7 protein-coding genes are annotated in these 14,557 nt (G+C 70.3%); 3 read left to right on the top strand and 4 right to left on the bottom strand.

All coding sequences use genetic code 11. The features are described 5' to 3' along the window. Positions 1-47: 47 nt before the first annotated feature. A complete protein-coding gene (locus VMF70_13530) occupies positions 48-3,077 on the top strand; it encodes a serine/threonine-protein kinase (GenBank protein ID HTT69041.1) in 3,030 nt (1,009 codons plus the stop codon). A 36-nt stretch (positions 3,078-3,113) separates the two neighbouring features. Here VMF70_13530 and VMF70_13525 read toward each other — a convergent pair whose 3' ends face one another. Beyond that, positions 3,114-5,798 carry a carboxypeptidase regulatory-like domain-containing protein gene (locus tag VMF70_13525; protein ID HTT69040.1) on the bottom strand — a complete coding sequence of 895 codons (2,685 nt, stop codon included), beginning with the start codon at positions 5,796-5,798 and terminating at the stop codon, positions 3,114-3,116. A gap of 101 nt (positions 5,799-5,899) precedes the next feature. Further along, a complete protein-coding gene (locus tag VMF70_13520; protein HTT69039.1) occupies positions 5,900-7,072 on the bottom strand; it encodes a ScyD/ScyE family protein in 1,173 nt (390 codons plus the stop codon). A 349-nt stretch (positions 7,073-7,421) separates the two neighbouring features. Here VMF70_13520 and VMF70_13515 point away from each other — a divergent pair, with 349 nt between their 5' ends. Beyond that, on the top strand, positions 7,422-9,938 hold the full coding sequence (locus VMF70_13515) for a BTAD domain-containing putative transcriptional regulator (protein ID HTT69038.1): 2,517 nt from the start codon (positions 7,422-7,424) through the stop codon (positions 9,936-9,938). 53 nt (positions 9,939-9,991) lie between these two features. Here VMF70_13515 and VMF70_13510 read toward each other — a convergent pair whose 3' ends face one another. Next, complete coding sequence (locus VMF70_13510; protein ID HTT69037.1) at positions 9,992-11,986, bottom strand: alpha-amylase family glycosyl hydrolase; 1,995 nt, start codon at positions 11,984-11,986, stop codon at positions 9,992-9,994. Positions 11,987-12,056: 70 nt separating this feature from the next. After that, positions 12,057-13,619 (bottom strand): MFS transporter, encoded by a 1,563-nt coding sequence (locus VMF70_13505; protein HTT69036.1) that lies wholly within the window; start codon positions 13,617-13,619, stop codon positions 12,057-12,059. Positions 13,620-13,899: 280 nt separating this feature from the next. Between VMF70_13505 and VMF70_13500 the strand changes: the two genes are divergently transcribed. Continuing rightward, positions 13,900-14,523, top strand: coding sequence for a DUF2911 domain-containing protein (locus VMF70_13500; protein HTT69035.1), 624 nt, complete (start codon positions 13,900-13,902; stop codon positions 14,521-14,523). The last annotated feature ends 34 nt before the right edge of the window (positions 14,524-14,557 follow it).

The raw sequence follows: 14,557 nt of genomic DNA, 5'->3' as shown, positions 1-14,557 counted from the left end.
CAGCAGAGGCCGAGGCCGGTCCGACTCCGGGCAGAAGGGCATGGCTTGTGAGCGATCCGCTGGAGCGGCTCCGACAAGGTCTCGCCGAGCGCTACACGGTCGAGCGCGAGCTGGGCAGCGGGGGGATGGCTGTCGTCTTCCTCGCCCGCGATCTCAAGCACGATCGCCCGGTCGCCATCAAGGTGCTGCGCCCTGAGCTCGCCGCCGCCTTGGGCGCGGAGCGCTTCCTGCGCGAGATCCGACTTTCGGCCCAGTTGCATCATCCCCACATCCTTCCACTGTACGACTCGGGAGAGGTGGCCTCCGACCCTGCGCGAGGTGAGGGTGGCGGACCTGCTGGACCCGGGATCCTCTACTACGTCATGCCGTGGGTGGAGGGGGAAACCCTGCGCGACCGGATCGAGCGCGAGACGCAGCTGCCGCTCCACGACGCGCTCCAGATCGCCAGGGAGGTGGCGGACGCGCTGGGCTACGCGCACGGCAGGGGCGTGGTGCACCGGGACATCAAACCCGAGAATATCCTGCTCGAATCCGGCCACGCGCTGGTCGCGGACTTCGGGATTGCGCGGGCGGTCACCGCGGCGGGTGGCGAAAAGCTGACGGAGACTGGGCTCGCAGTGGGGACTCCGTTGTACATGAGCCCCGAGCAGGCATCGGGCGAGCAGCGCCTCGACGGCCGCTCGGACCTTTACAGCCTCGCTTGCGTGTTATACGAGATGCTGGCCGGAGAGCCGCCGTACACGGGACGGACCGCGCAGGCCATCATCGCGCGGAGGTTGACCGACCCCGTGCCGCCGCTCAGAACGGTGCGGGAGACGGTGCCGGTGCAGGTGGCACAGGCGATCGACCGGGCGCTCGCGAGAGTGCCGGCGGACCGGTTCGCAACGGCGGCGCAGTTCGTCGAGGCGCTGGCGGGGGCCCACCCGGTGACGGCGCCGGCGTGGCGCCCCCCGCGGGCGGCGCGGGCGGCGTTCCGCCGACCGGTTGCTGCGGCCCTCGCGGTGACCGCCCTGACGGCCGGTGCATTCGTGGTCGTGCGGGCGCGCCGATCGCCCATCGTCCCATCGGCCTCGGTCATCGCGGTGCTGCCATTCGTGCCCAGCGTCCCCGATACGGCGTTGGCCCGGCTGGGCGGCGATCTCATGATGACCGTGAGTCGCACCCTCGACGGCGTGGGCCCGGTGCGCACCGTGGACCGGTACGCGATCCTCACCGCCGCCGTAGGCCCGAACCCGATGACGTTCGATCGGGCCGCGGGGCTCAGCCGCCGGTTGGGCGCCGGCAGCTTCGTCCAGGGAGGCCTGGCGCGCGATGCCGCTGGTGTCCGGCTCGACCTCGGGATCTACCGGACCGATACGCACGCTCCGCTGGGGCCGGTGATCGTGGTTCGCGCGCCGCCCGACAGCCTCGTCGCGCTGTCCGACTCGATCACGTTGGCGCTCCTGCGACAGATCTGGCGGGGTACCCCGCCGTCGGTCTTCCTCGAGGACGTCACGACCCGATCCCTCCCGGCGCTCAGCGCCTTCCTCGAAGGCGAACGCGAGGCCGTGGCGGGACGCTGGCCCGAAGCCGCCAACGCCTTTCGCCGCGCTGCGACGGCCGACACGACGTTCTGGGTTGCCGGTTGGCGCTACTACCAGGCGTTGGGCTGGCAGGGGAAAGAGGACGACGACCCCAGGATTCACACCTACGCGTCACACCTCGCCGCGTTCGAACCTCGAGACCGGGCCATCATTCGGGCCGAGGACACGTACCGTGTCGAAAGCTTCGAAGAGCATCTGAGCCGATTCCGCGATCTGGCGGAGCAGTACCCGGACGACTGGGTCGCGGCGATGGAGTATGGCGACCATTTGACCCATGCCGCGCCACTCGCCGGACACACGAAGGCGGAGGCCAGAAAAGTGCTGGAGCGGGCTGCCAGCCTGAACCCGGCCCTGACCGACGCCTGGGATCACCTTCTACAGACGAGCTTGGGCCAGGACTCGTCCGACGCGCGCATGGCGCTGGACGCTCTGACCCGCCTCGGCGCACTGAAGGAGCGATCGTCCGATTTCGGTTTCGACGTGGCGCTGTGGTACAGGCTGGCGTTCCAGCTCCAGAGAGGCGAGGGTGGTGCCGGCCGGCCGCTCCTGGACAGCGTCGCGCGCGCCGTGGCCGCGTCGGACTCCCGCCAGGGCAACGCCTTCGGAGCTTACGCCCTGCTCGCGTTCGGCTACCCGGCAGCGCAGAGCGAGCTCGATGTGCTGGTGCTCAGGCGAGGCCCCCACAGCGCGTTCGCGCCGGCGTTCGCGCTGACCGCCGCCTACAGCTGGGTTGCCCGCGGCGCCTGGGACTCGGCGCTGGTGGCCCTGGATCGTTATGCCGAGTCGTACCCGGACCGGGCGGCGGCTCGGGGATCTGCGGTCGAAGCCTATCGTCTGGCGGCAGTCGGAGCCTGGCTGAGCGCGCTGGATGCGCAGAGCGCGGTCCAGCGACGCGCGGCGGCCACGCTGTACGTCGGTGGGCTGGCGGATAGCAGCCGCGCCGCCAGCCAACGGGCCGTGCTCGCGTGGGCGGATGGCCTGCTCGCGGTGCGCCGGTCCGACCCGAACGGCCTGGCCGCTGCGCGCGGGGCCCTGCGGCACAACGGGGCGACGCAGGCGGCGTTCCTCGATCGCTCGTTGAGGGCCTTGGGCCTGACCCTTGGCCGCTCAACCCGTCTGGCGGCGGAGTCGCTGGCCGTCATCGATGAGCGGGCCACGGAGGTGGAGCTATTCGCGGATTCCGCCCGCGACCCGCTCGCCGTCTCGGTGCTCCACCTGGCGGCTGCCAGTGCGCTGCTGGCCGTGGGCGATACGGGCCGGGCGAGAAGGGCCCTGGCCTGGCACGAGGCCTGGGGCCCGCCGGGAGGAGGCGTCAGCGGTGAGTTCTTTGCCGGCCTGGCGTACCTCAAGCTGGCGCAGATCGAGGAGGCTCAGGGCCACCGGGATCTGGCGCGAGAGCACTACGGGCAGCTTGTCCGGCGCTACGACATGCCGGTGCCGGCGCTCCGCCACCTCGTGGACGAGGCCCAGGCCGCGCTGCGCCGCCTGTCCTGAGCCGCCGCTGGGTCACGCCCGGCTCATCGCACCGCATTAGAAGCCCACCATCGCCCCGAGCCGCACGAACATCGCCGGCTGATAGACGAGCACTTGCTGGTAGATCGGATTCGGGTCCGTCTGGTTTCCGCTCGCGTCGGGTGTACCGGTATAGTGCTGCTGATCGAACGCGACCGCTCCGCGTGGGCTGCCGATGTGCGTGACGTCGAGGGTGATCTTCGGCCCCGCCCCGCGCCGGAAGGCGTAGTCGAAGCGCAGATTCAGGTCCCAGGTCCCCGGAGTGCGGCCGGCGGTGCCGCGGGGCCGGAGAAACGCCTGGTAGTCCCCCGCCTGGACGATCCCGTACTCGTTCAGAGGTGTCCCGCTCTGCCAGAACGCGGACGTCCCGGCGGTCAGCCCAAACCCGAATCGATAGGCACCGGAGAGCTTCACGGCATGCGTCCGGTCATTGGGAAGCGGGCCGCTGCTGATCGCGAGACTGTCGTGGTTGTCGAACTGGATGCTGGCATTGGGCGGCGATCCCTCGGGAGCGTAGAGCCCCGCATAGTTGCCCCAGTTTCGGGAGAGCACATACGAAGCCAGGAAGTGGAGTTTGGCGCTCCCGGAGTTCTGGAGGGTGAGTTCCAGAGCTTCGTATCGGTGGATGGGCTTCGGGAACGAGTCGAGCAGTCCCGTCCCAGGGTTCCCATAGACGGGAGTCCCGTCACTCGCGTAGGAGTCCTCGATGACAGACTTCGCCGCGCGGAGGATCACTCGCGCCCCGACGATCATTGTCGCTGCCAGCTGACGCTCGTACCCAAACGTCAGCTCGTCGTAGTATTCTCCGCGCAGACCAGGCACGCGCGCGTAGACACCGCTCTGGTTGGTGAAGAGAAGGGTGCCCCCCGTGGTGTCGATGCGAGGGTCCTGATTGTATCGGATGTAGGTGCTCGACCCGGTCCCATAGAAGAGGGCCAGCGCGTCGAGCGGCACCTGCTCGTAGAACCGGCCTGCGGACGCAAAGAACTTCTGTGACCCGGGCCGGCCCGGCATGAGGATGAGACCGACACGCGGGGCGAGCTGGTCGGTGATCGACTGCATGACCGTTCCGCCTGACCCCACCCACCACTGTCCCTCCCACCGCAAGCCGGCGTTGAGACGAACGCTGGCACTCGGGGCCCAGGAGTCCTGCAGGTAGCCGCTGAGCACCCGGATCCCCACGTTCGCGGCGCTCTGGGCTCGGAGCCAGACGTACCTTCCGGAGCTCCGGGACTGCGATAGGAATCCGCCGCGCTGGCCCGAGCCCTCATCAACGACCTCGTCGAGCGTGTTGTTCTCGTACTCTCCCCCGAGTTTCAGGAGATGGGAGCCGGCGGCCACGCTGACGCTCGTCAGGGCCGCATCTCGACCGAGATGGTTGTAGCCGCTTCCGCCGTAGCCGCCCGACCATGCCCCGGTCGTGTCCGTGAACCGAGGCGCGGTCGCGCCCAGCGTCGTTTGCGGCGCGAAGTCGTCGCGGTACACGGAGCGGGACAACGTTGCCGAGAGCAGGACGCTCTCGCCCATCTGTTGTTCGGCGTGAAGCGACAGTCCGTATCCGCCCCGTCTGAGGTGCGACAGCACGACGTCGGTGTTCAGCACGACGCTCGGCGCTCCATAATCGAGGATGGGCCCGACGCCGTCATGCGTCGTAGGATCTCCCGTGGCGGTGAAGGCGATGCGCGTCGCAGGCTGCGGCTGCCACGTCAGCTTGCCGGCGAGGCGATGCTGAGTCTGGCGGTCCTTCTGCGTCGGGATGCCCGGGAAGGAGGCGTTCCGGACGTCCACCAGCGGATTGTAGGCCAGAAAGAACCAGAGACGATCCCGGCTGATCGGGCCGCCGAGGCTGCCACCTACGTCGAACTGGGAGTACTTGTCCAGGTTGGTTTGAATGAGACCGTAGCGGGGGTCGGTCCGCAGCCTGTCGTCGGTGAAGTACGTGAAGAGACTGCCGTGGAAGTCGTTCCCCCCCGACGGCGTGACGACGTTCACGATTCCGCCCATGGCGCGGCCGTACTCGGCCTCGTATCCGCCCGTCTTGACCTGCAGTTCCTGGACGAAGTTGTACGGCAGGTTGATGCCCCCCGCACCCATGCCGGGATCGGTGACGTTCACGCCGTCCACGAAGTACGCGTTGTCCCAGATGCTGCCGCCAGCGATGTTGACGCCCTCGGAACGGAACGACAGGTCCGGCAGCTGGTAGGTTGCCTCCGGCGCCAGTGAAATCAGGGAATTGAGGCTCCTGTCGAGCGGCAGCCCGTCGAGTTGCTCCGCCCGCAGATTGGTCCCGCTCGCCGCACTGGTCAGGTCGAGGGGCAAGACCTCGGCGGTGACCACGATCTCCGTGAGCTCGACATCGGTCGGCTCCATGGTGACCACGCCCAGGCTCGTGCTGCGGCCGAGGCCCACGATTACCCGTTCGTAGAGAACGGGGCGAACGCCGATGGACCGGATGCGCACCGTGTAGGTGCCGGCCGGGAGCGCGAGGAACCGGAAGCTCCCCTGAGCGTCGCTGTGCACCTCCATCGGCTGCTGCAAGGCGGGGCCACTCGCGACCACCTCGGCGTCCAACAACGGCTGTAGCTGAGACGTCAAGAGCTTCCCTTCCAGCGAGCCCGAGACATCCTGCCCTTGGACGGGTCGCGATGCGAACTCCAACAGAAGGAGCCCGAGGAGCGTGACTGCGGCAGTCCTGATTCGCATCGGCTGGAGCCCCTCTCGCTGAGGGCGCACCAGAGCCGCTAGCGCCCTCGCATCGGCCGACGGACGCCCGGCCCTGCTGCGGCCGGGCGCCCGCTCGTCGATCAGTCGTGGTCGTGGCCCAGGCGAATGCGAACGATCTGGCCTGTGCCGGGAGGCGTGCCGAAGCCGAAGTCCGACACGTAGAGATTCCCATCGGGTCCGTAGGTCATCGCCGACGGGAAGCTGAAGCCCGTGGCCACGGTGTCTACGGCTCCACCCCTCTTCACACGCACCACCATGCCCGCGCCGATGTCCTGGGGCCCCGGGAAGCCGGGCTGCGTCATGGACTCCAGCACGTAGATCCGCCCGGCGCGATCGGACGCCAGCCCGAGCACGGTCGAAAAGCCGGATGCCAGCGCGCGATACCTCCCGTTCAGATCCAGATCGAAGATGCTCTCGCTGCCGGGAACGACCGGAAACGGCCCGAGGGTGCCGAATACGAAGCCGTCGCGGTCCGCGATGAGGGCTGTGGGACCGATCCACCCCCCCGTAGCGCCGTTGTGGGCCACGGAGACGTCGACCAGGCGCTTGATCCGGCCCGTTCGAGGCGAGACGCGATCCACCTCCTGGTGGTTCGGCTCCGTCGTGTAGAGGTATCCATCCCGGGCCACCAGGCCGTACCACGTGCCGTCGGGCTCAAAATCGTCCGGGTCCGGGTTCGCGGCGGGATTGGCGGCGACGAACGCGCTCAGGTCCGCGACGATGCTCCACGTGCCGTTCCGGTGCACCCGGATGACCGCGTTCGGCACGTCGGGGACGCCATGCGAGCAGCCGGCGCCGGCCAGCACGGCGTACAGCGTGCGCCCGATGAACGCGACGTCGGCGACGCCGCTGGTGAGGCTCCCGGAGACCGCGCTGGTCGCGCTGGAGGGCAGGCTGTCCACCACGGTCGTGCGGTTCCCGTGTCGATCGATCTTCGAGATCCGCGACGTGTACCCGCCGGTGTACGGGCCGACCTGCGGCACCTGCAGGCACTGTCCGACCGTCGAGTTGGTGCCGCCCGTGCCGCCTTCGGCGACGTACAGGTCCCCGTCGGGCCCGAACTTGAGCCCCCGGGGATTGTTCAGACCCGTGGCGACGGTGTCCAGCGCAATCGCGCCGTGCATCGCGGTCAGCGCGCCCGGCCCGGCCGCGGCGGCGCCGGTCTGAGCCGGCTCGCTGGGGTTGGCAGCTTCACGACCGCACGCTGCGAGCAGCAGCAGTGATGCGGCCGCCACGGCGGACAGCTTCTTCATGTCGACCTCCCTGAATGGTGCAGCCGCGCTGCCCCGGTCCCCGCGACCGGGCCTGGCGTCCGTGCAGACTGGCGCTGGCTTTGGCTGCAAGCATGCAAGGGGCGCGTCGCGCGCTCGTCGCCGCCGCGTCGCGGAGCTCCGGGGAGCGGCCGCCCGCTCCGGAGGCCCCCCTTGCCCGCGCCGCATCCCCTGGGCAGGATTCGGTATCCCCAAGGCGACGTAGAAGGCGGCAACGGACGGCATGTACCGACTCCGTGTGCTCGGTGGCTTTGCGCTCGAGGGCCCTCCCGGGGCCCCGGCGCCCCAGCGGCCCCAACGCCGGGGTGACGCGGTCCTGGCGGTGCTGGCCGTGTGCGCCGACCGCGGCTGCACGCGGGAGCGCCTCGTCGCCTTGCTGTGGCCCGAGAGCGACGAGGCCCGCTCGCGGCAGGGGCTGCGGGACGCGCTCTACGCCATCCGGCGCGCGCTCGGTCCGGGCGCCGTGCCCTCCGACGGCCGCCTGCTGCGCCTGGATCCCGTGGCGACCTCCGACCTGCAGGCGTTCACGCAGGCCCTGACCCGCGGCCGGCAGGCCGACGCAGCGCGCGCGTACGCCGGTCCGCTGCTCGACGGCTTCCACCTGGACGACGCACCGGAGTTCGAGCGCTGGCTGGACGGGGAACGCGTCCGCCTGGCGCGCGAGTACGCCGAAGCGCTCGAGCACCTCGCTACGGCGGCCGTGGCGGCCGGGGACTGGCACGACGCGCTGGGTTGGTGGGGACGGGCGGTCGAGCACGATCCATTGAACTCGCACTTCGTGCTCCAGCACGCGCGAGCGATGGCGGCGATCGGGGATCGGGCGAACGCCCTGAAGGCCGCGGAGGCCCACGCGCGGCGACTGCGGGCGGAGCTCGACCTCGCACCCGACGACGGCTTCCTTGCGGCCATCGGGCGGATCCGGGCCGGGGAGCTGCCGGCCGGGCACCGCGGCCCCGCTGCGGCCGGGCAGGGGCCGGCGGCCCCCGGCGCAACGCCCGACGCGCGCGCCCCGACCGCCGAGCTGCCGGGTGCCGCCGGCGGCGTGGTGGCGCCATCGCCACGACCGGCCCGCGCCCGGACCCGGCGACGGCTGGCGTGGGCCGCGGGGGTGGCCGGCATCGTCGTGCTTGCCGCTGCCGCGGCGGTGAGGCCGTGGCGCAGCGGGCGCCCGCTCCGCGGCCTGGCTCCCCGGACCGCGATTGCCGTCCTGCCGTTCCGGGACCTGAGCGCCGACTCGCTCCACGCCTACGTCGCCGCCGGCCTGCACGACGAGCTGCTCGCGCAGCTCGCCAGGGTGGCGTCGCTGAGGGTGATCGGACCGGCCTCGGTCGGCGGCTACCAGCGGACGTCGAAGACGCTGCGCCAGGTTGCCGGGGAGCTGGGCGTCGGCACCGTCGTCGTATCCAGCGTTCAGGTCGACGGCAGGCGGCTGCGGGTCATCGTACAGCTGCTCGACCCGGTCGGCGACGTCGAGCTGTGGGCGGAGCGGTACGATTCGATACTGGACGACGCCTTCGCGGTGCAGAGCGACATCGCCCGGCGCATCGTCCGCGCGGTCGGCGCCACCCTGACGCACGCGGAGGCCGGGGCGATCGCGACCGCCCCCACGGAGAACTCCGAGGCGTACCAGTACTACCTACAAGGGGTCGAGTATGCCCGGAGGCCTGGCCTCACTCGCCAGAACATCGCGTTCGCTGAGCAGCTCTACGAGCGGGCGCTGGCCCTCGACCCGGCCTTCGCCCCGGCGCATGCTGCTTTGTCATACGTCCATTGGGGGATGTACGAACTGCGGTACGACCAGACCGCCACCCGACTGGACCAGGCGCGACGGGAAGCCGACCTGGCGCTGCGCCTCTCGCCGGACCTGCCGCAGGCGCATCTCGCGGTGGGCCTGACGCGTTTCCTCGCGCGTGACGATTTCCGCGGGGCCCTGGACGAGTTCGGTCGCGGCCTGCGGGCGGCGCCGAACGACGCGGAGCTGTGGAAGTGGATCGGGAGGGTGCAACGGCACCTGGGAGCGTGGGACAGCGTGCTGGTGGCGTACGAGCGTGCGCGGGCCCTCGACCCGCGCGACCCGGATGTCTTCGTCAGCCTCGGCAACGTCTTCCACTACCTGCATCGCTACCCGGAAGCCGTCGTGGCCTATCGCCACGCGCTGGCCTTGGCGCCCGAACTGGTCGAGCCGCGACTCTCGATGGGCTGGAGCTACGCCCTGTGGAAGGCCGAGTTGGATACGCTCCGCGCCGTGCTCCGGGATCTGCCGCCGGACGGCGACCCGGGCGGCGGCGGTGAGCCAATCGCGGTCCAGCGTCTGGAGCTGCTCATGTGGGAGCGGCGTCCCGACTCCGCCCTCGCCGCGCTGCGCGCCCGGCCGCCGGAGGCCGGCGCGAGCGCCGCCGCCAGAGCTTCCCGGGCGCTAGAGGTTGCCCAGGCGCTGTTCCTGAGTGGCGACACCACCGGCGCACGGGCCGGGTTCGAGTCGGCGGCGGCGCTCCTCGATGCGGCGGAGCGTAGGCACCCCGACGACTGGGGCATCCACGCGGCGCGCGGCTTGGCCGTGGCCTGGCTCGGACGTCGAGCGGACGCCAGGCAGGAGGCGCGCTGGCTCGAGCGCTCGAGCGTCTACCGCGGGGACCCCTGGAAATCGTCGCCGGCGCAGCAGCGCGTGCGCATCCTGGTGCGCATCGGCGATGCGGATGCGGCGCTGGTGGAGATCGCGCGGTTGCTCGCCGAGCCGAGCCTGCTCAGCGTGGGCGAGCTGCGCCTGAGCCCGGACTACGACCCGATCCGTGGCGATCCGCGCTTCCAGGCGCTGCTCGCGAGGTACGCCGACCCGGAAGCCCTGTAACGCCCCCTCGGGCCCGACGGCGTCCGTGCCGGGCCGCGACGGAGCGTCAGTGCCTATTGCCGGACCGTGGCGTAGCTGGCCACCAGATGCGATGTGATGAAGAAATCCACCACTTCCCCCGGATGCAGCAGGATCGCCCCGGTCCGCACCAGCCGCCCAAAGTCGACCGGTTGGGCGACGAACTCCACCATGCCTCCCCCCGCGAGCATGGCCGGGCGGAGCACGAACTGGCTGACGATCCCCGGAGCCACCGTCCCCATGCGGTAGGACACGCCGTTCGCGACGGCGTACGCCTCCACCTGCAGCGCGTAGTCGTTGGTCACGTTCACGACGATCGGGCCGCTCTCCTCCTCGCCACCCTGGCCCAGGAGCACCAGATCGTACGGCGTCGTGAGCGTGGCCACCCCGTTCCTCACCGTGTCCGTCACCCCCGAGTACCCGTCGGTCAGTTCCGTGCCGTCGGGAAACGTCCCGAAGACGGGGACCTCCTTCCGGCCCTTGGGCTGGTCCATCGCCACTAGCACGCGGTCGTCGATGTTGTCGGTCACCAGGATGCGGTTGAAGATGAACGGGCTGGCCTGGAGCGTGCGGTGCACGCCGGCGCCCACGGCCGGGTGGGCCAGCCGGAACCGGCCCAGTTTCCGCCAGTGCGCCAGGATCCGCTGCGTGGAGTCGCTGAACCGCAGGTTCCCCCAGTTCATGAGGGAGCGGAGATTGGCGTCGCCCTGCGCGCCCGCCACCCTGAGTGGCCGGGCCAGCTCGTCCCCGTAGTAGATCTGCGCGGCGCCCGGCGCCAGGAGCAGCCGGGTGGCGGCGCCGAACGGGTCCTTGCGGTCCGGATCGTACGGTGACATGTCGTCGTGCGAGCTGACGTAGTTGAGGAGCGACACCCCGGCCAGCGGACCACCCGCGTGGAGCTCGGTGGAGTACCGCGTGTAGAGCGAATCGAGCGACCCGGCGGCTTCCCGCTTGAAGGCGAAGTTGATCAGCGCGTCGTAGCCGTTGGCGAAGAAGTCCACGCTGCTGTCCCCGTAGCTGTACTGCCGCCCCTGGCCCGGGTCCCAGCCGTACACCTCGCCCACCATGTAGAACGGCAGGCTGTCCAGTGCCAGCGCGGGATGGGCCCGCTTCCAGTCCGCGAAGGCGAGGTCGGCCTCCTTCTTCAGCTCGGCGCTCACCCCGGCCTCGAAGTGCTTGGCAGTGTCCATCCGGTACCCGTCGAACCCGAATTCGCGCACCCAGTCGGTGAGCCACTTGATGAGGTAGTAGCGGGGCGCCCGCGGATAGCCGGTGCGCTGGAAGAAGGCGTCCAGCGAGGCCCGCTCCTGGTCCAGGCGGCCCTCCCGCCGCCACTTCTCCACCAGCCAGGACGGCAGGTCCACCGCGTCGTTCCGGTCGGTGCGCACGTCCGGCAACTCCGACAGCGTGCAGTCGACGGTGGTGACGTAGCTCCGGTAGGTGCACTGGGGGCTCGTCCGCACCCAGTCGCCGGGCCACGAGGAATCCACGGCCGTGACCGGCCCGGAGTGGTTGATGACCGCATCCATCAGCACCCGGATGTGGTGCCGGTGCGCCGCGTCGACCAGCGCGTGCAGGTCGTCCCGGGTCCCGAACGCCGGATCCACCGCCGTCCAGTCGTGCGCCCAGTAGCCGTGGTAGGCGTAGGTCTTGCCCCAGCCTTCGTCCACGCCCCCGTGGATCTGCTCGACGAACGGGGTCAGCCAGATGGCGTTCACCCCGAGACTGTCGAAGTACCCGGCCTCGATCTTGTCGAGCACGCCCTTGAAGTCACCGCCCGCGAAGCTGCGCAGGACGGCTCCGTCCTGCGCGCGGCCCAGGGCGTGGTCGTTGCCGCTGTCGCCGTCCTGGAACCGGTCGGTGAGCAGGAAGTACACGGTGGCGTTGTTCCAGAACTCCGCCGGATGCCTGGCCTGCTCCGAGGCCACCGCCCCGAGCCGGGGTGCCGCTCCGGGGGCGCGGTGGATGCACGCGGTCAGCACGCCGGCGCTCAGCGCAGCCAGCGTCGCGGCACGGATCGAGATCTTCATGCCCCCACCGTCCTTTCGCGAAACGCCCCGTGCGTCACCCATCCGATGGACCGCCCGGCCGGCCCGCGCGTCACGGCGCGGCGGTCCGCGCCACGTCGTCCTCGTCCCGCACCCGCAGCGTGAGCGCCGCGGCGAGCACCAGTGACGCACCACCCACCAGCAGGGCGTAGATGGCCTCGCCGCCGAAGAAATGCTTCACGAAGAACCCGAGGACCGCGGCCGCCGTGATTTGCGGGATCACGATGAAGAAGTTGAACACGCCCATGTAGTACCCCATCTTCGACGGCGGCAACGAGCCGGTGAGGATGGCGTACGGCATCGACAGGATGCTCGCCCACGCGATCCCGACGCCGACGAACGAAGCCAGCAGCCAGCCGGGGTCGGTGATGACCCAGATCGAGAGCAGCCCCAGCGCACCACACACGAGGCAGACCGCGTGCGCGACCTTGCGGCTGGTGCGGTTCGCGAGAACGGGAATGGCGAAGGCCACGACTGCGGCCACGCCGTTGTAGGCCGCGAAGCCGACGCCGACCCAGTTGGCGCCCTCGTTGAACAGCGCCGAGGTCGTGTCGGTGGTGTGGTAGACGTGGCTGGTGACGCCCGCCGTCGTGTAGATCCACATCGCGAACAGCGCGAACCACGAGAAGAACTGGACCCACGCCAGCTGCTTCATCGTGCCCGGCATGTCCTGGAAGTCGTTCAGGATCGTGACGAAGCCGTTGTCGTACCTCCCACCGCGCTGCAGCCATCCGCTGGCCATCAGCAGGAGCCCGACCGCGCCGACGCCGGCCGACAGGATCATCACCTCGTAGATCCGCGCGCTCGCCAGCCACGCACTGAACGCCGCTCCGACGACGAGCAGGATCAGGCCGATGCGGACCTGGCGGCTGCCGTTGATCGCGTACGCCTCCGCGGTGCGCCGCTCCGCGACCCGACCCTCGCGCGCCCGGTTCTCCTCGAACGACGCCATCGCTTCGGGCGAGTACTCCTTCGACCGGAGCACCGTCCACAGCACGGCGCTGAAGAAGACGGCGGCGCCGAGATAGAACGACAGGCGCACCGACGCGGGAATCATGCCCGCGGACGCCGTGTTGCTCACCCCGAACCCCTTGGTCAAGAGCCAGGGCAGCATCGAGGCCACCACCGCGCCGGTGCCGATGAAGAAGCTCTGCATCGCGAAGCCGGTGGTGCGCTGCGTGGACGGGAGGTTGTCTCCCACGAACGCCCGGAACGGCTCCATCGAGATGTTGATGGACGCGTCCATGATCCACAGCATCCCTGCCGCCACCCACAGCACCGGGGAGTTCGGCATCACCAGCAGCGCCAGCGAAGCCGCGATCGCCCCACCGAGGAAGTACGGCCGCCGCCGGCCGAGGCGGTTCCAGGTCCGGTCGCTGAAGTAGCCGATGATGGGCTGCACCACCAGCCCGGTGACCGGGGCGGCAATCCACAGGATCGGGATGCTCTCGACCTTGGCGCCCAAGGTCTCGAAGATCCGGCTGACATTCGCGTTCTGCAGCGCGAAGCCGAACTGGATGCCCAGGAAGCCGAAGCTCATGTTCCAGATTTCCCAGAACGTGAGCCGCGGCTTGGGGTGGAGCGCGCTGGGCGCGGGAGCGGCTGGTGAGCCCATGACGGACCTGTGGGCGAGGGTGGATGCCTCATGCGCTCGTCCGGGCGCCATGAGGGGCTCGGGCGACCCCGGGCACGGGCGGCCCTCGGGCGCGAGGCACCGAACCGGTGAAGCGTTGCCCGCGGGCTGGCAGGAGTCAAGGCGGCTGGGGGCGCGTCTCGTGGCCGGCGGCGCCTGCCGCGGACGAGGCCGGGGAATCTGGTGATCCCGCCGAGCGCGGGCTATATCACTGCCCGCAGGGCACGCTCTCTGTCCGGGACGCGATCGCGAGGAGAAACGTATGCGCCACATTCCCGTGAAGCTCGCAGTGGTCGTGGCGGTGCTTGGCGGCGCCCGGCAGGTCGCCGCGCAGGCCCCGCAGGCCCCCCCGCCGCGCATGGCGGCCAGCAGCTACGCGTCGGTCGAGGTGCACATCAACGCTCGCAACATCGGCGGGCAGTGGTACCAGGAGGACGCCGGCCTCTCGGGCCCGTCGCGGATCGCCATCTCCTACGGGCAGCCCCATGCCCGCGGCCGGCGGGTGGAGGGCGGGCTCGTCCCGATGGACACCGTGTGGCGGTTCGGGGCGAACATGGCCACGACCCTGCACACCGACGCGGACCTCAGGCTCGGCGACCTGCGGGTCCCGAAAGGGGACTACTCCCTGTTCGTGCTCTACACGCGCGCGGGGTGGCAGCTGATCGTCAATCGCGGCACGGGACAGTGGGGGCTCGATCGTGATTCGACGCGGGACATGGGCCGGGTGCCGCTCGCGCAACGGACGCTGGCGGAGCCGGAGGAGACCCTGAGCGTCTACCTCGTCCCGGAGTCGGCGCAGCCCGCGACGGGCTACGCCAACCTGCGAGGCGCCCTCAAGATCAAGTGGGGCACCACGGAGCTGAGTACCACCTGGCGAGTGGACTGATCGGGGAAGCACCACCGGAGACGAACGAGAACGT

Source organism: Gemmatimonadales bacterium (assembly GCA_035502185.1).
Taxonomy (GTDB): Bacteria; Gemmatimonadota; Gemmatimonadetes; order Gemmatimonadales; family JACORV01; genus Fen-1245.
Note: the sequence above shows the minus strand (reverse complement) of the source record. Positions and strands in the feature narration are given on the sequence as shown.